At 36.7% G+C, this 23,447-nt stretch carries 12 protein-coding genes; all 12 read right to left on the bottom strand.

Going from position 1 to position 23,447, the window contains the following annotated elements:
* Positions 1-62 precede the first annotated feature (62 nt).
* The 12 genes from HYN86_RS16765 to HYN86_RS16820 all read right to left on the bottom strand — a co-directional run bounded on the left by HYN86_RS16765 (position 63) and on the right by HYN86_RS16820 (position 23,444).
* Positions 63-2,513, bottom strand: coding sequence for a glycoside hydrolase family 95 protein (locus HYN86_RS16765; RefSeq protein ID WP_113679079.1), 2,451 nt, complete (start codon positions 2,511-2,513; stop codon positions 63-65).
* A 175-nt stretch (positions 2,514-2,688) separates the two neighbouring features.
* Positions 2,689-4,113, bottom strand: coding sequence for an acetylxylan esterase (locus HYN86_RS16770; RefSeq protein ID WP_113679080.1), 1,425 nt, complete (start codon positions 4,111-4,113; stop codon positions 2,689-2,691).
* A 161-nt stretch (positions 4,114-4,274) separates the two neighbouring features.
* Entirely contained in the window at positions 4,275-7,049 is a 2,775-nt protein-coding gene (locus tag HYN86_RS16775) for a glycoside hydrolase family 78 protein (protein ID WP_113679081.1), read from the bottom strand.
* 143 nt (positions 7,050-7,192) lie between these two features.
* Complete coding sequence (locus HYN86_RS16780; RefSeq protein ID WP_113679082.1) at positions 7,193-9,055, bottom strand: sialidase/neuraminidase family protein; 1,863 nt, start codon at positions 9,053-9,055, stop codon at positions 7,193-7,195.
* 189 nt (positions 9,056-9,244) lie between these two features.
* A complete protein-coding gene (locus HYN86_RS16785) occupies positions 9,245-10,162 on the bottom strand; it encodes a glycoside hydrolase family 43 protein (protein ID WP_113679083.1) in 918 nt (305 codons plus the stop codon).
* An 88-nt stretch (positions 10,163-10,250) separates the two neighbouring features.
* Positions 10,251-11,825, bottom strand: coding sequence for a glycoside hydrolase family 28 protein (locus tag HYN86_RS16790; protein WP_113679084.1), 1,575 nt, complete (start codon positions 11,823-11,825; stop codon positions 10,251-10,253).
* 268 nt (positions 11,826-12,093) lie between these two features.
* On the bottom strand, positions 12,094-13,497 hold the full coding sequence (locus HYN86_RS16795; protein WP_113679085.1) for a glycoside hydrolase family 140 protein: 1,404 nt from the start codon (positions 13,495-13,497) through the stop codon (positions 12,094-12,096).
* A gap of 140 nt (positions 13,498-13,637) precedes the next feature.
* The gene (locus tag HYN86_RS16800; protein ID WP_113679086.1) at positions 13,638-16,793 is read right to left on the bottom strand and encodes a DUF6298 domain-containing protein; all 3,156 of its coding nucleotides are present in this window, start codon (positions 16,791-16,793) and stop codon (positions 13,638-13,640) included.
* 189 nt (positions 16,794-16,982) lie between these two features.
* Complete coding sequence (locus tag HYN86_RS16805; protein WP_113679087.1) at positions 16,983-18,689, bottom strand: polysaccharide lyase; 1,707 nt, start codon at positions 18,687-18,689, stop codon at positions 16,983-16,985.
* Positions 18,690-18,892: 203 nt separating this feature from the next.
* A complete protein-coding gene (locus HYN86_RS16810) occupies positions 18,893-19,561 on the bottom strand; it encodes a DUF3826 domain-containing protein (RefSeq protein ID WP_113679088.1) in 669 nt (222 codons plus the stop codon).
* Positions 19,562-19,633: 72 nt separating this feature from the next.
* Entirely contained in the window at positions 19,634-21,343 is a 1,710-nt protein-coding gene (locus HYN86_RS16815) for a polysaccharide lyase (RefSeq protein WP_113679089.1), read from the bottom strand.
* A gap of 103 nt (positions 21,344-21,446) precedes the next feature.
* Entirely contained in the window at positions 21,447-23,444 is a 1,998-nt protein-coding gene (locus HYN86_RS16820; protein ID WP_113679090.1) for a RagB/SusD family nutrient uptake outer membrane protein, read from the bottom strand.
* Between the last annotated feature and the right edge of the window lie 3 nt (positions 23,445-23,447).

Here is a 23,447-nt window from a genome sequence, read left to right on the forward strand (position 1 = left end):
TTTGTCGAGCTTCTAACGGAGATTTCTCCTTCGTCGAAATGACAAACTATACTTATAATGTATTAATTCCCCGTAAAAGTATACGTCTGCCCAGCTTTCATATTCACATCGTAAATATTATAATTTGGCAGTTTTACTTTTTCCAGTTTCGCCTGATTAGAAATAATCGGTTTCTTTACTTCCACATCATAAAACAACGGATTTGGATTTTTGCCTTTTGCTTTTTTAAGTGAATTTCCTTTTAAAGTATTTTCTACTTTCAATCTACAGTTTCCTCCTATTTTGGAGTAGATTTTCAACTCCGAAACTTTATTGTTTTTCCACGTCATATCAATTACAAATCCGCCTCTGGCCACCAAACCTTTTATGCTTCCATCTTTCCACACGCTTGGTAAAGCCGGCAATAAATGTATTGCATCTTCCTGACTCTGCATTAACATTTCAGCAAAACCAGCTGTGCATCCAAAGTTACCGTCAATTTGAAATGGCTGATGTGCATCTAACATATTTGGATACGTTCCTCCGCCTTTTCTTTGGTCAGCTGTTACCAAATGCAATTGATCCTGAATTAATTTATAAGCGTGATTTCCGTCTAAAAGTCTGGCCCATAAATTCACTTTCCATCCCATCGACCAGCCTGTAGATTCGTCTGTTCTGTAAATCAAAGATTGCTTGGCTGCTTCAAATAATTCGGGCGTTTTAATTGCCGAAATCTGATTACTCGGATACAATCCGTATAAATGCGAAACGTGTCTGTGATTGTCTTTTGGATTATCCCAATCATCCTGCCATTCTTGTAACTGACTGTGTTTTCCAATTTTCATTGGAGGCATTTTAGCCAAAGCATCACTTACTTTTTTCACATAAGCTGCATCCGGAGAAACCAAAGCCGAAGCCTCAATAACATGTGTAAACAAATCAAAAATCAGTTGATTGTCCATTGTAGTTCCAGAGGCAATTGTCGCTTTTCCAGTTCCGCCCGCATGTGTGTTTTCTGGTGAACTTGAAGGAACAACCACCAAATATTTCGTATTCGGATCGATCACCATAAAATCAAGAAAGAAATCAGCAGCTCCTTTCATAATTGGATAAATTTCTGCCAGATATTTTTTATCACCTGTATACAAATATCTTTCCCATAAATCCTGACAAACCCACGCACCGCCTGTCGGCCACATTCCTGATGCTGCAGAATCTACCGGAGCCGTTACACGCCAGATATCGGTATTGTGGTGCAAAACCCAACCGCTGGCATTGTACATCATTTTCGCAGTTTCTGCGCCTGTAACACTTAACTCTTTTGCCATTTGTACAAAAGGCTCGTGCATTTCCTGAAGATTGGTTATCTGCGCAGGCCAATAATTCATTTCAGCATTGATGTTTGTTGTGTATTTACTGTCCCAAGGCGGAGTTACCATATCGTTCCAAATTCCCTGCAAATTCGCTGGCTGTCCGCCTGGCTGTGAACTCGAAATTAAAAGATAACGTCCAAACTGAAAATACAAAGCTGCCAATTGCGGATCAAATTGTTTCGAGAAATCACGGATTCTTTCGTTGGTTGGCTGCTTCACTAAATCATTAGAACCTAAATTTAAAGCCACTCTGTTGAAGAATTTTTGGTAAAAATCAACGTGGGCTTTCTTTATCGTTTCAAAATCTTTTACTTCGGCTTTAGCCAAATAGTCTTTGCTTTTTGCAATTTCATCGCCCGATATATCCTGATAATTTTTAAAATTAGTTGCAATCGAAATATACAAAGTCACTTCATCGGCTTTGTTAATGCTTAAGATTCCGTTGCTGGCGTTAATTTCGCCGCCTTTATTTTTAGCGGTTAATCTTCCCTGAAATTTTACTTTTCCTTTTACACCTTCAAAATTAGTCCCTAAACCCGAAAGTATAATTTGGTTTCCTTCTGTTGAAGCCACCGTTTTATCAATCGGACTGTTCATGAAAACATTGCACGTAATCTGTCCCGGCTGACTCGCCGAAAGCTTCACCACAATAACCTGATCTGAAAATGCAGTTAGAATTTCTCTTGTAAATTCGATACCATTTACCTTGTATTTTACTTTTGCAGTTGCGTTGCTGATATCTAAATCACGATAATAATCGGTATATTTTTGATGTCCTGCGAAGGAAATATAAACGCTTCCAAAAGTTTGGTACGGCATTCCGTCATTGGTTTGCGACATGATATCTTTGGTTGCCAAATCCTGTGCTTCATCAAATTTGCCATCAAAAATAAGCTGTCTTACTTTTGGCAAAGCCTCGATTGATTTGGAATGTGCATTGCTGTTTGGAGAGCCTGCCCAAATGGTTTCTTCATTTAATTGCAAACGTTCTACAGCAGGATCGCCAAAAACCATCGCCCCCAAGCGTCCGTTACCTAATGGCAAAGCTTCGTTCCAGATTGCAGCTGGTTTATCGTACCATAATTTGAGATCGCTTTGTGCTGTTGCTGTAAGCGAAAAAATCCCAAAACAAATCACCGTAATTTTACTTTTTAACTTCATAGTATATTTTTTTCGCCACGAATTCACGAATTAACTCTAATCATTCTTTGTGTTTAATTTCTCAAATCTATTTCCAATAATTAAAAAATCTGCTAAATCTGCTAAATCTGCGTGAAAAAAAATTACTCTCGCAGATTTAGCAGATTATGGAGATTAATAATTCGTGAATTCGTGGCTATTTTTTAACCTCGTAAACTTTCAGATTTTTTTCTCCGAACATTTCATATAATTTGTTGATGTCTTTCAAAGCATTTTTAGGCAGATTTTCGCCTTTATCTCCAAAAACAAACAGTTTTTCTTTTGGCTCAATCACGCAAGTCGATTCGTCGATTTCGCCTTTATCATTCTTCACTTTATTCAAATCTAAATTTAAATATTTCGTCATAAACGGATACAAAGCCATACGTTTTGAAACTCCAAAATCATGTCCTTCTTTTGCAAAATGAGCATTTTCGACTAAATCTTTCTTTCCGTACAATTCATACGTTCTCTGGATAAAAGGAAATTCCAATTCCGGAACTGCCAAGGTCCAGTCTTTCCCATCAGAAACAATTAATTGCGGTTTTGGCGCCATCATCGCTGAGATTTCTGCATTGTTTGTTCCGTTGCCGCATAAGTGAACGCCGCGACCGCTTTCGCACGGACAACCTCCAGAAAAGTGAGATGAAACCATTACAACCGGAGCTGAAACTTTTACCCTGTCATCAATTGCTGCTAAAAACATCGTATGCGAACCTCCGCCAGATCCACCAGTAACGCCAACTCTAGACATATCAGCATTTTTTACCGTTGCCAAATAATCCAGAAAACGTATTCCGGTTAAAACCTGAACTGTCGATGCGATACTATTTCTGTGCGTTTCTTCAGGAAACTGCAATAATGATTCTCCCCATGCAAATAAATCATAAGATACAACAATAGCGCCCATTTTAGCCATTATAGCACAACGGTACTGTTCATCTTTTCTATATCTTCCGTCGCCAAAATGTCCGTCAGGAGTTAAAATAACTGCTGCTTTTTTATTTAACGGATACGGTTTGTAAATCGATCCAGTTGCATAAACGCCCGGCAAGATTTCCAAAGCGATATTTTCTACGCTGTAATCTTTATAAATTCTCTTTGGAGTTAAAAGTGGTTTAGATTTTGGCATTGGGGGAGCCTTTTCTAATCCAAATGAGGTTATCATACAAGCTTTTAACTCCGTTTTACGTTTTTCCCATTCTTCTTTAGTCGAATAAAGGCTTTCTAAGTAGAACAAACGTTCCTTTCCTTTATCAACTGAAACTTTATGGTTTTCATATTTACGAATAATGTAGGTTCCATCCGGCTGTTTGAAATACATCAATTCAAACGGAGCCAGAATGTTAGTTAATGAAATAGCCAGATTTCCGGGTTCAATTCTCCAGTCGGCATAATCGAGTTCTTTTCCTTTTAGTAAACCTCGGTCGTCGTTAATCGTGACATTAAAAACAGTTTCGATTTTCTTTAAAGTTTCTGAAACCGGTTTTCTAAAATTAGTATCAGAAGTGCTTTGCGCATTGGCAAATGTCAAAGCAAAAACGGAAACTGCAATTGTAATTATGTATTTGATATTCTTCATTTATTGTTGAGATTTTAGACGCTGATGAAACGGATTTACTTCGTAAAAACGCGGATTAAACGGATTTTTTTAATGTATCATCTGATAAAGCAAATAAAAAATCCGTGTAAATCCGTGTCTTCGCGATAGCGAACCCGTGTCATCCGTGTTCTATATTCGTTCTATAATTTGCATTCGATTGTATATTTTCCTGAACCTAATTCTAAAGTTGGTTTCGTTCCATCAAAACCTGTCCTAACTTTTTTATTATCAATTTTTATTTCCGAACTTTTAGAAATAGGTAATTTTATTGTTGCCGTTGTATTCACCGGAATTTCCACATTCAGAATAAATTTGCCGTCTTTCTTTTCCCAAGACGAAACAATTTTTCCGTAAACCGATTGATAATCCGCTTTCGCGAAAGTCATATCACCCACTACTTCCGGCTGAATAAAGAAATGTTTGAAGGCCGGTTTTTCTGGATCGGCCATAATTCCGGCTAAACTTTGATAAAACCATTCTTCAATCTGACCCAGCATAAAATGATTCCACGAATTTCCTTTTCTCGGATCCCATTGTTCCGTTAAAGTCGTTAAACCAAATTTAATCTGAAAACCATAACCCGGCGCATCGTAATGATTGTGCATTTTGTACATGGTTTCGTTCTCGCCATTTCTTGCCAAAGTTTGGAATAAATAACGATTTCCAACATCTCCAGTTGTTAAACGATCGTCTTTTTCTTTGATGTCAGCGAGTAAATTCTGCATTACAGCCTCTTTATACTGCGGTTCTACGATATTCATAAAAATCGGAACTGCATTGCTAAACTGACTGTTTGTCCCGTATTGTTTGGTTTCCGGATTGAAAAATTTTGCGTTAAAAGCCGTTTTAATTTCAGAAGCCAAAGTTGCGTATTTCTCGATATCTTCCGTTTTTCCCAACATTTTAGCCGCTTTTGCCACTAAATAAGCACCATAATAATAATGTGAAGTAGCAGAAAGTGCAATCGGACTGTTTTTTGAATAACCTGCTGCATGCGTTCCATAATCGTACCAATCGCCTAATCCGTGCGATACTATATGATTTTCAGCTTTTGTGCCTAAATAATCTACATACTTTTTCATTACAGGAAAATATTTTTCCAGTAAAGAAGCATCGCCATAATATTCATAATACATCCAAGGCAGAATTACGCCTGTTACACCCCATTCTGGGGAATCGGTAAAGTCACCTCCAAAAATTACATATTCAGGAACGATGGTTGGAATTAATCCGTTATCGCGTTGTGAATCAGAAATATTCTGCATCGTTGCAGGAATAAAAGTCTGTAAATTATAATTGAACATTAAACCCGGACCATTCAAATGAATTTCTTCCAGCCAGCCTAATTTTTCACGCTGCGGACAATCGGTAAAAACACTTTGGAAATTACTTTTTATCGAATTATTAATCAGCTCGTGTGTTTTATTGAAAATCTCATTCGAACAGGCAAAACTTCCTGCTTCTCCTGCCGAATTATAAATGAAATTCGATTTTAAATCAACCAAAGTTGGAAGTTCCTTATTCTTATCTTCTTTATAATTAATGTTTTCAATTTGAACATATTGATAACCGTAGAAACTGAATTTTGGCGTCCATTCTTCGACGTCTTTTCCCTTTAAAGTGTAATCGTAATAATATGGTTTTCCAGATCTTCCCTGAGCAATTGTTCCTTCTTCATTTAAACCTTCAGCTACCCAAACCCGAATCGTCTGTCCTTTTTTTCCTTTTACTTTAATAGTTGGAAATCCAGAAAGATTCTGTCCCATATCAAAAACATAGAAATTTGGTTTTAATTCTTTTACGGTTTTTACTTCGTATTGCTTCTGAATTGTAACCGGCGGTGCAGTCTGCGGTCTTAAAACTCCTTTTGGCGCTTCCTGAATTACAACTTTTTTCCAGTCAGCATCTTTGAAACCTTTTCTGTTCCAGCCTTTTTGTTCTAAATTGGCGTTGTAATCTTCTCCTCCAAAAATACTGTTGTAGGTAATCGGACTTTTACTGTATTTCCAGCTTTCATCCGATTTTATAATTTCTTCTGAACCGTCTTTATAACTAATTTTCATTTTGAAGAATAAAGTCGGCGGGCCAAAACTCACGAAGAATTTGGTATATCTTTCAGCAAGCGTATTATACATTCCGTTTCCTAAAAGAACACCAATTACATTTTCGCCTTTTTCTAATTGTTTCGCGTTTAACTCGTAAATATTGTAATTAACCGTTTTATCGTAATCTGTCCATAAAGGTGCAAATTGGCTGTTTCCAACTTTTTTACCATTGATAGTCAATTCATAATGTCCTAAACCTGAAATATAAACAACTGCTTCTTTGATTTCTTTTTTTACCTCGAAAGGTTTACGAAGCATAATACTTCTGCGTGACAGCGAATCTGAAGCGTTGATAAACGAGTTCTTTTTTTCTCTGTTGAAAGTTGCTGTGTGGTAATTTCTACCTTCCGGCAGATGACTGTCAGCTTTGGTAATCGCACCAATCCAAATCGGATTCAATTCTGATTCTAATGAAGCCGTTCTAAAAGAAGCTGTTTTACTCCATTTAGAAATTTTTCCAACCTGATTCCAGACTTTCACTTTCCAGAAATATTTGGTTTCGCTTTTTAATGGCTTTCCATTATAAACGATATGCAGATTTTTATCTGTATTTACCCTTCCAGAATTCCAGATATCTCCATCGTCATTATTTAATTTTTCTTCCGAAGAAGCAACTAAAATCAAATAAGCAATTTGTGATGCATCAGATTCTTTTGAAACCAGCTTCCAGCTCAGCCTCGGTTGATTTTGAACCACTGCTAATGGATTGTCAGCCATTTCTGTTGTTAAATGTACAGGCAAAATTTGTCCTTTAGAAACTAAGGTTACTAAAAGACAAATTGCTAATACTATGTTTTTGAAATTCTTCATTTCGTATTGTTGAGATTTTGAACGCTGATGAAACGGATTTACTTCGTAAAGACGCGGATAAAAACGGATTTTTTCATTGTAGTATTTAAAAAAATCCGCGTCAATCTGCGTCTTCGCTTTAGCGAATCTGTGTCATCCGCGTTCTATAATTTTTTCGTTATCAACGATTCAATATTAAAAACTGCTTCAGGGATTAATTTCCCCGTTTGAGGCAGATCGTCGTAGTCATCTGTGTCTGGCGCTGTGTCCGGATTTGGCGTATATCTTTGTTCGCCTGTGCGGAACATAATTCGCTCAAAGCCATCAACCGGAGCATAAAAAATTCTCGTTGATTCTTTTTCGTCGTTTACTTTTACAGTGTACGAACGGGTTTTAACGTTTAATTTTACCGTTACTTTATACTCTTTTCCTGCTTCGTATTTGGCAATCGTATTGAAACGGGCTCCCGTTTTTGTTTTCAATTGCCCATCCGAATCAAAAGTTAATCGTACCGCTGGCAATCCTTGTTTATTCTGAAATTCAACTTGTAATAAACCGTGATTATTTTGTTCTGGTTTAACCGTAAAAGTTACTTCCATTTTTTCTGCAAACGGAATAACACGTTCTGCGCGTGCATAATCAAAATAATCCTGATCTCTTAAAGTCAGCCATTTTTTGCCGTCTTTCTTTTCTATTTTGATTGAAGCCCAAGATAAATCATAGGTATTCCATAACTTTAATTCTTGTCCGTCAGGAAGATTACTGAAAACATCATTTGCGTTTTCTGTCACAACCGAAGTAACCGGAACCGGAATCGATGCTACCCAAATATCTTCTTTGTTTACGCTGTAGCTTACCCAGAGTTTTCCGTCAGGCGGAGTTCCGTCACCTTCTGAAATTCCGCGAACGTATTGAGGACCTGCCGATTTGTAGTTACCGCCATAACGCATTGGACTGATTTCGCCGTGAACTAATAGTAAATCTTTATAATTTAATCCGTCATCACTTGTTGAAATTGCCAAAGGCCAGCGGTATTCTGATGGATTGTAAACGGTCGCATAACGATTATCAGACGTTTTTTGTCCCCAGATTTTAGCATTGCTGTTTACAAAACCGGGAGCACGAACGGGAGTGTATTCCCATGTTTTTCCACCGTCTTTACTAATCGAAGTCAAAGCGTGTTTCCATAAACCTACAACATCACCATTTGGTAAATGATAAGAACTTAATGCTTTGTAAGGTTTCTTTAGCGGAATCAATTCGTCGTCACGATCTGCTTCTTCCACCCATTGCTGTAAAACCAACGGATCAGATAAAATTTCTTCGCAGGCTTTTTTCAAACCTTTGTCTTTTGCCTGCGTATAAAATGGAAAAGCCGATTTAGACTTGTCCCAGGATTTATTGTATCTGATGAAATAAATTTCGCCAAAACTTCCGTCTTTTTTGATTTCACGAATTACTCGTCCAATTCCTTTTCCGTCGTTTGGATCGTCTTTTTCATCCATCGCAATTCCGTAATACGCCAAAGCAAAAAGTCGTTTGTCTTTTGAAGTGTAAAAGCCCATTCTCTGGTGCATAATCGCGTCCAGATTTTTAGCAACACCTTCTACGCCTTCTTTTTTCCATCCGTCCGGAATATGATAAATTGGGAAAATTACTTTTGGCATTTTCCAGCTTACGCCGTCTTTTGAAGTCATAATCAGCGTCTGGCTTGGCGGAATATGCTCGCCCGCAGGATCGCTTAAATACTGTAAATAAAAAGTATCGTTCCAGTACGCCATTGTAGGCTGATGGTTGTATGTCCAGCCAAAACCATCGGCTTTTTCCGGATGTTCTCTGCTCGCACGCATAATCTGCGTAGCGTGAACTCCAACTGCCGGACTTAACTGCCCGTGATGATAATCGACATTTGAAAGTGTTTTACCAACGTAACGAACGGTGTCATTCTGGGCATTTACAGCTGTACCAATCAATAAAATTGTGGCTGTGGTTAAGAGGTTGGTTTTTATTTTTTGGAAAGTAATCATTAGTATTTTATTTTTTGCCACAGATTGCACAGATTAAAATGATTTTTATTTTTTTTCTGCTTAATCTGCAAAATCTGCGAGAGTAAAATTTTTTCCCGCAGATTTTGCAGATCAAGCAGATTTATTTTTTTTAATTATTAAATACTATAAAAAAATCATTTTAATCAGTGTAATCTGTGGCTATATAATTTATTTTTTATCAATTAATCCTTTTAAAACTTCTTCAGAGATTGTTGTGATCGTTCCGTGTTTGTGTCCTTCCGGAAGGCTTATTTTTGACGAAACATCTTCAAAATGAACAAAATCTGAAGTGCTTAAAGCTTTATAATTTTTTGAACCGTAATTATCATAATACAACAGCCATTTTTTACCGACTTTCACTACCGTTGGTCCTTCTGATAAATATTCTGTCAAAGGTTCCGAACTTTTGCTAAATGGCCCTAAAGGCGATTTTCCGAACGCTACTTTTATGTTTCGCATGGGTCTGGTGTTGTCTTTTAGAACCAAAACATAGTCTTTTTTGCCTTTCTTTACAATCACGCAGTCAATTACGCTGAAACCTGGTTCGTAATACAATTTTGTATCCGAAAAAGTTTTAAAATCTTTTGTCGTTACATAATACATTCTGTGATTGTTTTTTTCTTCTTCCACACCTTTTTCAAATCGGAACGGAATTGTCGATGCCCAAATAATGATGTATTCTTTTTTGACATCATCATAAAAAATTTCCGGCGCCCAAACGTTTACCACTTCTGGTTCGTTTTTCATTACCGGAATATATTCTTGTTTTGACCAATGAATTAAATCTTTAGAACTTGCATATCCAAAACCGTTTCCGCCTTTCCAGTCGGTTGTCCAAACCATGTGATAGGTTCCATCTGCTCCTTTTGTGATGGACGGATCACGCATGATTTTGCTTGCGCCGATTTCAGGTTTTAAGAATGAACCTTCCAAACCTTTCCAGTTGTAACCGTCCTCGCTGTAAGCCAGATATAAACCTTCCGTTGCTGGTTCACGAAATGACGTAAAAAGGTATAAATCTTTCTTTTTCTGCGAATAACTAATCGCAAAAAGGAAAAAGGTTACTATGATTACTATTTTTTTCATGTTGTCCAATTAAACACCAATTTCACTAATTAACACGAATTAAATTGGTGTAAATCCGTAAAATCTATGTTATATTATTTTGAATTTTCTATTCTGTAATTGCTTTTTTATCTAAATCTTTTCCTTTTTTAACTGACGTTGTTACATTGTTAAAAACATTATTTTTTAGGAAAACATTTTTTGTATCTTTTCCGTTTGCTTCAATGAAAACATCTGTCGCATTAAATGGAAAATTATTATTAATCAACACATTAGAAACATTATCTAATTTAATAACCGGAACATTTTTAATTGGTGTTGAAGATCCAACATTGTCTAAAATAACATTTTTTGAATCTGATATTTTGAAAGAAGAACCAATCGTTGCATTTACTTTTACATCGTGAAATTCAACATCTGTTGCTGTGTTTACTGTAAAACCTTCTTTTCCATCCATATTGATGTTGGAGAAAGTGATATTCTGAATTGGCATTTCGGTAATTCCTAAAATTTGACCTGCTTTGTTCACGTTTGAAGCCGTAATATTGCTCATGTGAATGTTTCTGAAAATCGGTGTTTTCTCGGTTACAGGTTCTACTTTGGTATCTTTATCGTAAAAAAGGCTTAGTACAATTGCTTCTTCTTTGATGTTTTTCATTACGATGTTATCGACGCGAATATCTTCTACAACACCGCCTCGTCCGCGTGCTGCTTTGATGCGGATTCCGCGATCTGTTCCGTCGAAAACACAGTTCGAGATTGTAATTTTTTTGATTCCGCCCGACATTTCGCTTCCAATAACAACGCCTCCATGACCGCTTAGCATTGTACAATTGGTAATCGTAACATTTTCAGTTGCTTTTCCGTATTTACGTCCGTCGCCGTCTCTTCCAGATTTAATCGTAATACAGTCGTCTCCCACGCTGATATGACAATTTGAAATATGAACATTCGTGCAAGACGAAGGATTTATGCCATCTGTATTTGGCGAATGCGGATTAAAAATAGAAATTCCGGTTACCGTTACATTATCACAGAACTCAGGGTTGATGGTCCAAAAAGGTGAATTTTGAAACGTAACGCCTTCTATTAAAATGTTTTTACAGTTGTAAGCCTGAAAAAAAGAAGGTCTGAAGAATTTTTTATCAACTGTTCTTTTGTAATAGGGCTCGGTGTAAAGGCCTTTGTTTTGCTCTTCCCACATGGTTTGGTATTTGGTTGGAGGAAGCGGTTCTTTGGCTGTTTCAATTCGGTACACTTCATTCCACCACGCTTTTCCTTGTCCGTCGATTACGCCTCTTCCTTTGATGGTTATATTTTCTACATCTTTAGCATAAAATAAAGGCTGGAAACTTTTCATTACAATTCCTTCGTAACGCATTTCTACATAAGGCAGATAATCATCAAAGTTTTCAGAAAACTTTAAAAGCGCGCCTGAATCTAAGTGAATCGTGATGTTGCTTTTTAGAGTTAATGCTCCCGTAAGATATTCCCCGGCAGGGAAAAAGATCGTTCCTCCGCCATTTTTAGAAGCTTTTTCAATGGCGTTTTGAATGGCTTGGGTGCATTTTATTCCTTTGTTGTTTCCTCCTTCATTTAGAATGTTTAACCAGCCGTCGTTTGCGAAAGCGGTGTTTAGTCCGGTTATGAAGAAGAGAATTATTAGTATATTTTTGATTTTCATAGTTGTGCTGTTTTCTCATTTTTTGTCATTTCGACGAAGGAGAAATCTTCGCAAGAAACTCTACAAAGTTGCTCAATCATACGGAGCTACTAACGAAGATTTCTCCTTCGTCGAAATGACAAGATTGTGGTTATTTACTTTGTCGCCAATCTTTGTCGATTCTCGAGTGTGATTCCTCGTTCCTCGGAATGACAATATTGTGGATAATCTGTGATTACTTATTTCAAGAATTGCATTTCACTAATTACTTTTTACTTTTCACTAATTACTAAATAGAATGTAAAATCAAAACCCAGTCATTACCGTCTTCTTTTTTTCCTGTTGGCTGAAAATTTTGAGTTCCTTTATTCTCAAATGTTCCGATTTTAGTTTTCTTTCCATTTCTTGGATTGTACCAAGCTGCTTCGAATTTATCCCCGGAAATTTTTCCTAGTTTAGCTTCAATTATTCTTCCGTTGTAAGTGTAAAACAAAGCGTATTTTTCTCCTCTTATAGCAGGAATGTAATCGTATTTTTCTCCTTGGTTAACTACTAATGAAACATCTGGAGTTCCTTCTAAAAATGGAAATTCTTCCATCAGTTTTTTAATATAAACCATCTGTTTTGCTCCTGGTGCATTAATGGCCGATGTCCATAATTCTTTGTTTCCGTATGCTGGTTTGTCGCCTTTTCTGAACATTTGCATTACAGCGTTGTGTCCGTACGTATAACCTGCTGCGCCTGATAGAACTGACCAATATCCGTAACGGCGAACATCATTTGCTGTCCATTTTGGCTGTAAAGTGTCGTGTAAACCGTGTGGAATTGCTTCATATGATGGTTCTCCGTCAAGCGTAGGTTTTGTTGGTTTTAATTCAAAATCTCTAAGCACAAATTTGTAATTGTCTTCTTTAAAATTCGTTTTTATTGAATCCTGATCGTATCTTCTATGTCCTGATTGGAACATATTGAAATCCAGCCATTTTGCGTTGTGAAAATTCTCGGATGAATCGGTTCTTCCAAACGGGTGAAAAGTCACTAATTGGTTTGGATTATTTGTTTTTAAAGTATTTCCGATTGCGTTCCAAATATCTTGAAATTCATTTCCGTACGTGTCTCCTCCGTTTAACCAAATTACGTTGGTTTTGTTTTTATATCTATTTGCTAAAAACGTTGCATATTCTATTGCTTGTTCTTTGCTCACTTTATTTCCTTTAGAAACGTTTGTTCCCCAAACCGGAACCATTGCTAAATAAATTCCGTTTTTTCGAGCGACTTCTAATGTATAATCTACATGATCCCAGTAATCGTATTGTTTTGCATCTTTAAAATCATTCCCTGCTGTAAGCAATGGTTTTGATACGTCTTCGTTGATTAAAGCTGCATCGCCATACACATTCACGGCATTGATGTTGTGCAAAACCATCACCTGAACAACGTTAAATCCTTTTTCTTTTCTGTCTTTAAAATATTTGTCTACTCCTGCTCTGTCTAATTTTCCGAATGCCAGCCAGCCTGTGTCGCCAAGCCAGAAAAATGGTTTTTCATCTCCGGTAACAAAATAATGCTGATTTTTAGAAATTTTGATTTCTGGCAGTGCGTCTCTTGTTTTGGAAGCTTGCGAAAATCCGCTTTGTGCTGTCAATAAAAAGCTTGCACTTAGGGCGTATAAATATTTAATTTTCAGATTCATTTTGGTTGTATTTTGAATTTATGTTTTTTTGGTGTTTGTTCGCCACGAATTCACGAATTATTTTTTATAATCTTTATGTTTTTATTTCACGCAGATTTAATTCTTTCCAAATCAATTCGTGAATTCGTGGCTAATAACTTTTACTTTCTTACAACAAAAAGTACTTTTTCTTTTATTTCTGCTTGTGGAATTGCTATTTGTTTTCCTCCGCTTATATTGGCTTTTTTGTTGAAAGTTCCTGTTGCTGCGTTTATTGCGTATACTTCAAAAGTTCCTTTTTCGTTTGATAAATCGATTGTGATATCCTGATCGGTTTTAAAATAAAAAAGATAGCTTTTTCCTTTGTTTTCTAATTTCCAGAGATTGTCTGAAAACGTGTTTTCGTCTACTAATTTCATTTCTCTTAAAGCGGTATAAAACTCAGGAAGCTCGATTTTCGGAATATTTGCCAATGAAGCGCCCGCCATTAAAGCTGGCCATCCAAATCTTGGTGAACCGTCGGTTGAATATAAAATTACCTTTTCAGGATATTTTTCTCGATACTCACGAACGGCACGATACACCTGATTATCCGTTTCTTTTCCGGTTTTTAATTTTCTGGCGTGTTGTCTTGGTGCTAAATTTTTACCGCCTTCTGGTGCATAAGCCGATCCGTCTTCTTTGTAATACCAATAACGAATGTCAATTGCATCTACTGTCTTGGCTCTTTGGGCATCATTTAAAATAGCATCCTGAACGTCTTTTGTAGCACTTAAACCAATGATTGCTTTTTTACCTGTTTCGTCTTTCCATTTTTGAACTTCGTCCAGCCAAAACTCCATAAAGTGCAGCGGACCTGTATATTCAGCACTTGTTAACTGAATTACGTTGCTGTTTTCTGCAAAATTGTCCAACGATTTTCTGATGAAACCCTGGTGTAATTTTCTTCTCGCAGGATTCGTAACATCATAAAACTGCTCTGCCATAAAAATGCGTTTGTCTCCTGCATAAGGCGGCGGCTCTGGAAAACCGGTGCTGTTTATATTGTTTGCCGAACGCCACGGTGAGCTTGACCAGTGTGCTCCAGCTTCAATAATATTGTGCTGAAAATATTGCTGATTGACTAACAATTGTCCATTCGCTTCTGCGACATTAGCAAAAAGCGACAAACGATCCCAGTACCAATCATTAAATTTTGTTAAATCGTATTTGCTTAATTGATCCCAAGCCAAATCCTGACCGCTTCTGGCAAATGGCTGTTCGTAAAACGGCGGCCAAACATCGGCATCAAAACGGCGAACTCTTTCGTGATCGTCCATTCTTCTTTCGTACCATAAACCATAATTGTGCTCTAAGGCAACCATATTATTGGTGCTTAAATAATCTGATACTTCATTAATATTATCCGTAAATCCGGTTCCGGTTCTTCCCGGAACGAATCTTGTAACATCCGGAACTGATTTAGAAATATCACTGTCTCTCAGACTTCCACGCCACCACGGCACGCTTAATCTGTTTCCGGCGATTACTTTATTATTATAAGTAAGCCATCCATTTTTTGTGGTTACTTTTTTATCTGAAACTGTATTTTGCGCTGCATTTATTTTTAAATCATTCGCATTTTTAAGTCCTGAATTGTTTGTATTGATTGGATTTGCTTTTGAAACTTCTGCAATCCATTCTACTAAACTTTGTTTTGGAGCGACAGAATTTTTAGTTAATTCGGCGGCAACTTCCATTGTAGGACTTGAAGAAGGTTCTGAACCTAAATCATAAATGTGCGGATTGACAGGAAGTTTTTCCATTCTGTTTTCTAGTTGTGCATAAAATAAACTTCTAGGAGAAATATGGTTGTTTACGTCTTTCCAATGCCCGTCTCCAGCCATAATGCCTCCCCAAGTTCCAAAAGCCCAGTTTTGCGCTGTTGGCGGATTGTAGCATTCTATTTTTGATGCTGATGTTTCCCAAATAACGCTATTGGCAGCTGTCCATCCTGCTCCTCTTCCGTTTTGTTCTCTGTTATTGTAGCTTAAAGCGTGGCCGTCTACATAAGAAATCTCAAATAATACACCTGTTGCCCAGCTTCCGATAGCGCCGCTGTTATTGAATGGTAAAAATGATTCGCATTGAATAAATACATTTGGTCCTGTTGTTCCAAATCCGCCAACTGCAAAATCGTGGTAACCGTACTCTGAATAACAACGTTGAAATAAGGTCTGCTGGCCTTCTGTATAAAAAGTATGACGTCTAAAACCTGCAATTTCAGAAACGGGTTCGGTAGCAATACAGTCTTCAACTGTAATTTGCTGTGCCGATTTTAATACCGAAACAGCTCCACCAGCAAAATGCTTAAAACTAACTTGTTTTACCCAAGCATTTCTTGCGTTTTCAATGCTGATTCCGAACCATCTGTGTTCTTCGTCTTTTGGTTTTGAAGTATCATAAGCTGATTTCAATAAAATATTTTCGATTCCGATTTGCTCAATTCTTCCCGACCAAGAATATATGTTTACTTTTGCAGTTCCGTAAACATCATCTAAAGCCATTGTCAATGGAGCGTTTAATGTCACTTCATTGCGGTTGATTTTGGTTACGACTCTGTTCCAAGTAATATCCCAGTCATTTTTTTTCCAGCCAACCCAGCCTGTTTCTGCACCAAAATCATCCATTTTCAACTCTTTAATCCAATTATCGGTCAAAGGTTTTGTGATGATAATTTCATCTGATGGCTTTAATTTTGAGGCATTTTTTAATTGGATTATTTTAGTTCCAAGCGGTGTATAATTGGTATTGAATTCAAAAGTTTCACCGATTTTTTTATCGTCAATTCCTAAAATTCTAATTACGGCTTCTCTTTTTAATCCGGTTCCTAAAAGAATAGTTCCGTTTTCATTATTGCCGCTTCCGCGTAAAATAACACCTGATTTTTTAATAAATAAAGTTCCGCTGATTTTAAAAGTTCCTTTATCTAAAAGAACTGCTCCGCGAAAACCTGATTTATTTGGTTTTAAATTACTTACATAATCAATCGCAGCCTGAATTCTTTGAGTTGCATCTTCTTCTTGTTTTGGAACAAAAATTTTATTCTCGACATTCGGAATTGCTTTTTCTGATGCCATATATCCTGCATAAGAAAAATCAGGAATTTGGTTTCCTTTATTATCTGTTGTGAAAGAAAGTTTTCCTTCTTTGGTTTTGATAATATCAGGAAAATTGGTTTGTGCTGTGATTTTTGCATTAAAAAACAAAGCGGTACACATTAGAAATAATGTGTTCTTAGAAGAAGGAATTATATTTTTTAATTGGATAAAATTCAACTCAATATTATTTTAAAATTTACATTTTCCACAATCTTGTCATTTCGACGGAGGAGAAATCTTCACGAGTAACTCCGTAATGATAATCAATCTTTGTCGAGCTTCTTGCGAAGATTTCTCCTCCGTCGAAATGACAAACTGGATGGTTATCTATTTCTTAAGAATAATCTAGTGACTAAATTTAAGACTTTATTGTAACAATCCCTTTAATTTAGCCAATGTATCCGTGTTATTTTCGGTTTTAGTCCAGTCAATTTTACTGTTTGGATCGATTCCGTTGAAATATTTTTCGATGTTAGTATATCCGTCTCCGTTTGAATCTTTGACCGCATCTGAAGCATCATTCGGGTTTAACCCAAATTTTTTCTCCCATGCATCTGGAATTCCGTCATTATCAGAATCTTTATATGCTTTTCCTTTATACGTTGGATAACCTCCCACTTGGTCAGGATGTGTTATAATACCTTTTTTATAAGAATCTGCAGGTAATCTTCTTTTAACAAATTCTTTTCCAATTGCATTTTCTAAACCGTCTTTTACTTCAATTTTTCCAGTGCGGACTTGTTTGATGATTCTTTCGTCAACTGCATCTCTTTTTGGAATTGTCGCTCCAACATTCGTCAAAACAAAATCATATGCTTCCTCAGCCGACATAATATTAAATTTTGGCATTGAGAAAGGTTTTGGCTGTTTGATTGCTGCTAAAAACTCTTTTGTTTGAGCTTCCGGAAGATCTTCTAATTGTACACCGCCATTCCAGTTATCTGCTGTAACTTCTGGAGAACCTACGATAAAGTTACCTGATACATAGGCTCTTCCGTATTGTTTTGGTTCAATATAACCAGATTCAGGTTTTACGATTCTGTGTGCAATTGGCTGATCTGCTGGTGTTATTGGTCCTGGTTTGAAATAGTTATTGATGATATTCAGCATCGAACGATAATCACCTCCATCCAGTGTACGATTCCACCAATTGAATACTACGTTATTCACAAAATTAAAGTCGCCATACATTCCGATAGAAGCATTTCTTGAAATGTTATCTGCCCATAAATTGCGCATAAACGTACTATTTAATCCGCCGATTGTACTTCCAAAAGCATGATTATAAGTATCTAAACCTTCTGATGAAATAGTGTTTTGAATGGTTATGTTACAAGCTGGTAATTTCTCCAGTTTTGATTTTGCATTAGCTGCGAATTGATGTCTGTACAAAGAAATATTTTCGTCTAATCCCCAGCTTACTGAACAGTGGTCTACGATAATATTTCCCATCGGATTTCCGCCCAATGCATCGTCTCTTCTTGTTACTTCGGTTGCACCTCGTCTAAAACGCATGTGTCTGATAATAACGTCATGCGTATCAATTTCTAAAGTTTCTCCAGCGATGCAAATTCCGTCACCCGGAGCAGTCTGTCCAGCAATGGTTACGTAAGGCGCACGCATGCTGATTCTTTTTTTCAATTGAATAATTCCCGAAACGTTAAAAACAATTGTTCTTGCTCCAACTGCTTCGCAGGCTTCACGAAAAGTTCCTTTTCCGCTGTCTTCTAAACTGGTAACTACAAATATTTTTCCGCCACGTCCGCCTTGTGTGTATGCTCCACCGCCTTCGGCACCTGGAAAGGCAGGAATATCTGCCAAAACAAAATCTTTAGGATATGATGCCCAAGGTAAATAAGGTTTTCCTTGTTTTGCTTCTTCTTTGATGATGTGAAGATTAGCATTCCAGATTTCGCTCAGTCTTTTTTCTTCGTCAGCTAAAATAGCATCTGCTTTTTCCTGAACGGGTTTTGGAATTACTGGATATTGGGCATAAGCAGATGACACAAGAGAACAAAATGACAACGCCATAAATGTTCTTTTTAAAGTACGGTTAGGGAAAATATTATGCATTAGTTTAGTTAATAGTTGTTAGTAGTTAGTCCTTATTTTTTAGTGATTAGTCACTAGTAATTAGTCCTTAGCTTTTTTGTTGTGTGTTGGATATTGGGTCTTAGCAATTAGCATTTTTAGTACGGTATTATTCTCATTATCAAATAACTAATCAATAGTTAATAAAGACTAAGAACTAACGACTAATCACTAATTACTAATGACTACTTTTTAGCTTTTTCTCTTTGCTCAACACGTTCGTGCCAATCTTTACTCTCTTTGTTTAGATCGTAACCTTGTTTTGATAAATAGTTGTTTATTCTTCCTTTGTATTTACCAAACCAGCCGTGTTTTTCTTTAGATGAACCCGCGTCCATTGCATGTTCTCTGGCTTCAACTAAAGCTTTGTAGATGTAGTCTTTTTGTTCTGCTGTTAAATTTGGTAACATGTCATTGTAACCTGCAACGGTTATAGGAAGCACGCCGTAAGTCATTCCGTCTTTAACTTCAGTGATTTTATCTTCTGATAATTCTTTACCTAATTTTTTGATGTACGATTTGTGCAGTTTTGCAATTGATTCATCTGCTTTTGATTTCAGTTTATCAATTTTCTCATTTTGTTTTTCTTTGGCTAAAGCAGTATCTTCTTTTACTTTTTTAATTTCAGCATCTCTTCCATCCTGAATTTCAGTAAGATCTCTAAACTGCTGTGCAATGATGTTTGAAACTGCTTTTTCTTTTGCCTCGTTTTTTAAATCTAATTTGGTAACTATTTTTGCAGCTCTTTCGTTAGTAACCTTTACATATTCAGGATCTAAATGCTGTTGCGCATTTAAAGTTGAAAAGGCAAAAACAAGCGATAATAAACCGACATTTATTTTATTTAGTGTCATGACTTTTATTTTTTAGTTATTTAAAAACATTCTTGTTCATTACTAAACAAGAATGTTTTCAAAAATTGTTCCTTATTTTAAATCTAATAAAGGTCTAACCAAAGTTTCTTTGTTATTAGCCAGATCTTTCCAGTTTACTTTTATTGCTGGATTTACTCCGTTGATGTAGTCTTCGATATTAGAATATCCATCTCCGTTTAAATCACCTTTTGCATCAGATGGATCATTCGGATTTAAACCGTATTTTTTCTCCCACGCATCTGGCATACCATCTTTATCAGTATCTACATAAGGTTTTCCTTTGTATTCTGGATATCCGCCAACTTGAGAAATGTCGGTAATAATTCCTTTTTTATAAGAATCCATAGGTAAACGTCTGTGTTCGAATTGATAGAATTCTTTTTTCTCTAATCCTTTTGCATATTCTGGAACTCCAGTTTTTACAGTTCTTACGATTCTTTCGTCTACCTTATCTCTAATTGGAAGAGTTGCTCCAACATTTTTAAGAACGAATTCATAAGATTCTTCAGCAGTCATGAATTTATTAAACCAAGGCATTGGGAAAGGTTTGTCTGTTTTCATTTTAGCAAAATATTCTTTTGCTTCATCGTAAGTCATTAATTCCCCTTTTTTATTCTCTAGCTGAATGCCGCCGTCCCAGTTGTCTTTGGTAACTTTTTCGTTTCCATTAACCACGTTTCCATTAACATAAGCTCTTCCGAAAACTAAATAAGGCAATTTACTTCTTCCTGATTCTGGTTTTAATATTCTGTAGCTGATTGGCTGTGTTAAATCGGTTACAGGACCTGGTTTGTAGAAGTTGTTGATGATGTTGTAATTTGCTGTATAATCGCCGCCGTCTGTTGATCTGTTGTACCAGTTGAAAACTACGTTATTCACAAAATTGAAAATTCCGTTCCAACCGATAGAAGGGTTTCTTCCTGCATTGTTAGCCCACATATTTCTCATGAAAGAACAGTTCTCTCCACCTAAAGTACTTCCGAAAGCATGATTGTAAGTATCTAATGCTTCTCCGAATAAACTGTTTTGAATCGTAATATTTACAGTTCCAACTTTAATGTCTGGGTAACCTGGTCCTGGATTGTACATGTGTCTGTAGATTGACATATTTTCGTCTAATCCCCAAGTTGCAGAAACGTGGTCGATCATGATGTTTCCAACAGGATTTCCTCCAATAGCATCATCACGACGGCCTACAAAAGTTTCTCCACGACGGAAACGCACGTGTCTGATAATCACGTCATGCGTATCAATCCAAGTAGATTCTCCAGCGATACAAATACCATCTCCTGGAGCTGTCTGCCCTGCAATTGTAATGTAAGGTGCGCGAATAATCAACGGACTTTTAAGTCTGATAATTCCGGCAACGTTAAATACCACTATTCTTGCTCCTCCTTTTTCGCAGGCTTCACGCAGGGTACCTGGTCCACGGTCTTCTAAACTTGTTACCGTATAGACATTTCCGCCGCGTCCTCCGAATGTGTACATTCCACCTCCTTCAGCACCTGGGAAAGCAGGAATTTCTGCCTGAGGTAAATCTGTTGGTCTAGCTGCCCACGGAATATAAGGTTTTCCATGTTTTGCTTCTTCTTCAATAACAACTAAAGCTTTTGTCCAAGCTTCATCAGAAAGTCTCTGAGCTTCTTCCTTAATTGCTTTTTCCTGCGCCTGAACTTCTGGACTTATCTTCGGATATTGAGCAAAACACTTTGCGCTTCCCAAAAAAAGCAGAGCTGTGATAAATAATGCGGAATTTTTCATGTTAATTTTCAATTTGGTAATTCTTTTTAAACAAATCACCTGTATCTTTTGACGAATACAGGTGAAAAGTTTTATATGATAATTCTTTTTTTGATATTATAATTTATTCTTGGTAATTGTAACTTCCTGCTGCGCCATTACCATCTTTCCAACCGATAGTCTGCGTTAACCAAGGATTATTAACCAATGCACTCTGATTAAGTCCCATAATGTAATAATTTGATCGCCAAGAAATTGGAGTAGCAACATTACTAACATTATCCATAGGTGTTGGAGGAGAACGTAATTCAAAATTATTAGTATAAAAAGTTGCTAAAGCAGTGATTTGAGCCTGAAAGTTTGCTGCATCTGGATCCACAGAAATAGAAGCACGAGCAGCAGCTAAAGGATCTGTTCCTGCAGGACTAGTTCCGTTTTTGTAATGTAAATAATTTCCAATACGCTGAGTTCCGTTTAATTGCGGAATACCAAGTTTAGTATTTGTTTGGTCGTTAATTGCAGAATCATCACTGTATAGCATCCATCTTTGAACGTCCCAAAAACGTTTTCCTTCATAAGCTAACTCCACTCTACGCTCATATAAACATGCTTCAAGAGCTGCATATTTATCTGCCAATAAACCAATTCCGTAATTATCTGCTGCTGGAATTCCAACACGTTTACGAATTTGTCCTAAGTAGTTAATCGTATTACCAACATCTCCTTTAGCAGCATAACATTCTGCAATGTTCAATAATAACTCCGCGTAACGATATTCCATAATATCTGTTCCTGAAATTTGAAAGTTTGATGCATTACTTACTGTAGGACTAGACATTTTACGAATAAAAGCAGGGCTTGATACATCATTACCTGTACTAAAGGCTACACCCGTAGTAGCATTCGTTGACCAGCGATATGCCCAAACAGTAGGTGCTGCAGCTGAAGTTAAACTATTATTGTAAGGCCAGTAGCTTCCTGAGAAACCAAATGTTCTGTAAAAACGTGGATCACGATCTCTAAAAAATAAGAATGAATTGTAATTATTTGCAGCTGTAGGTCGTTTTCCATTAGCCATAGGAAATAAGTCAATCATACTTTTAGGAGCTTTAACTCCGCCACTTCCTTGTCCGCCTTGGCTTGCCAAACGAATTGATCTTTCCCAAGAACTATTTGACTGTAAAGAAGTTGCAACTGTAGTGCTGCTTGCTAAAAGTTTAATCGCGATTGCTTCTGGATTGAATGCATTATCATTTACATAAAACATTCTTTCCCAATCTCTTGCTGTAGCTCCATACAAACCATGTCCTGCCGAAGTTAATTCTGCTTCAGCTGCTAATCCTGCTGCTAAAGCGGCATCCCAACGCGCAGTTGATGAATCCCAGCCTTTATTAAATAATGGACTTGCGTAGGTTAATAAAACACGTGATTTTTGAGCTAATGCTGCGCCTTTCGTAAAACGACCATAATCTGTTGCCGGCCATCTACTTGGTAATAAACTTGCTGCTAAATCAAAATCAGCAGTAATTTGAGTAACTAACTCCGTTACTGTTGCTCTTGGTATTTTAATTGCTGGATCATCCTTAGAAGGAGTCTGAACAGTTGTAACAATTGGAACACCACCATAAGTACGCATTAAATCGAAATATTGAAGAGCGCGTAAATAATACATCTGCCCTTTAATTTGATCACGAAATGTCTGGCTTAAATTAGATCCATCTACATCAATTCTTTCCAACATCACATTAATATCTCTAATTCTGTTATATGGATCATTTGAAGGGTTTTCAACTAATGTTTTTCCAAAGTAACCTGATCCATCCACCGCGTTCTCCAAAGTGATATTTGGATTAATCATAGCAGAAATACCACCTATTTCTTCTGTGTAAGAAGTTTGAGTAGTTGTATAAGAACCAACAACTACTGCAGTAGGTGTTTTATAGGCATCAAAAAAATCATAATATAGATTGTTTACGTACCAATTAACTCGTTCCTCACTTTTAAAGAATTCTTCATCGTAATATTTATATTGCTTTTTGTCTTCCAAAAAGTCATCACTGCATGAAACTCCTAATACCATTAAAAGAGCCATTGTTATATATGTACAAAATTTTGCTTTCATAAT

It is taken from the genome of Flavobacterium fluviale, assembly GCF_003312915.1.
Lineage (GTDB): Bacteria > Bacteroidota > Bacteroidia > Flavobacteriales > Flavobacteriaceae > Flavobacterium > Flavobacterium fluviale.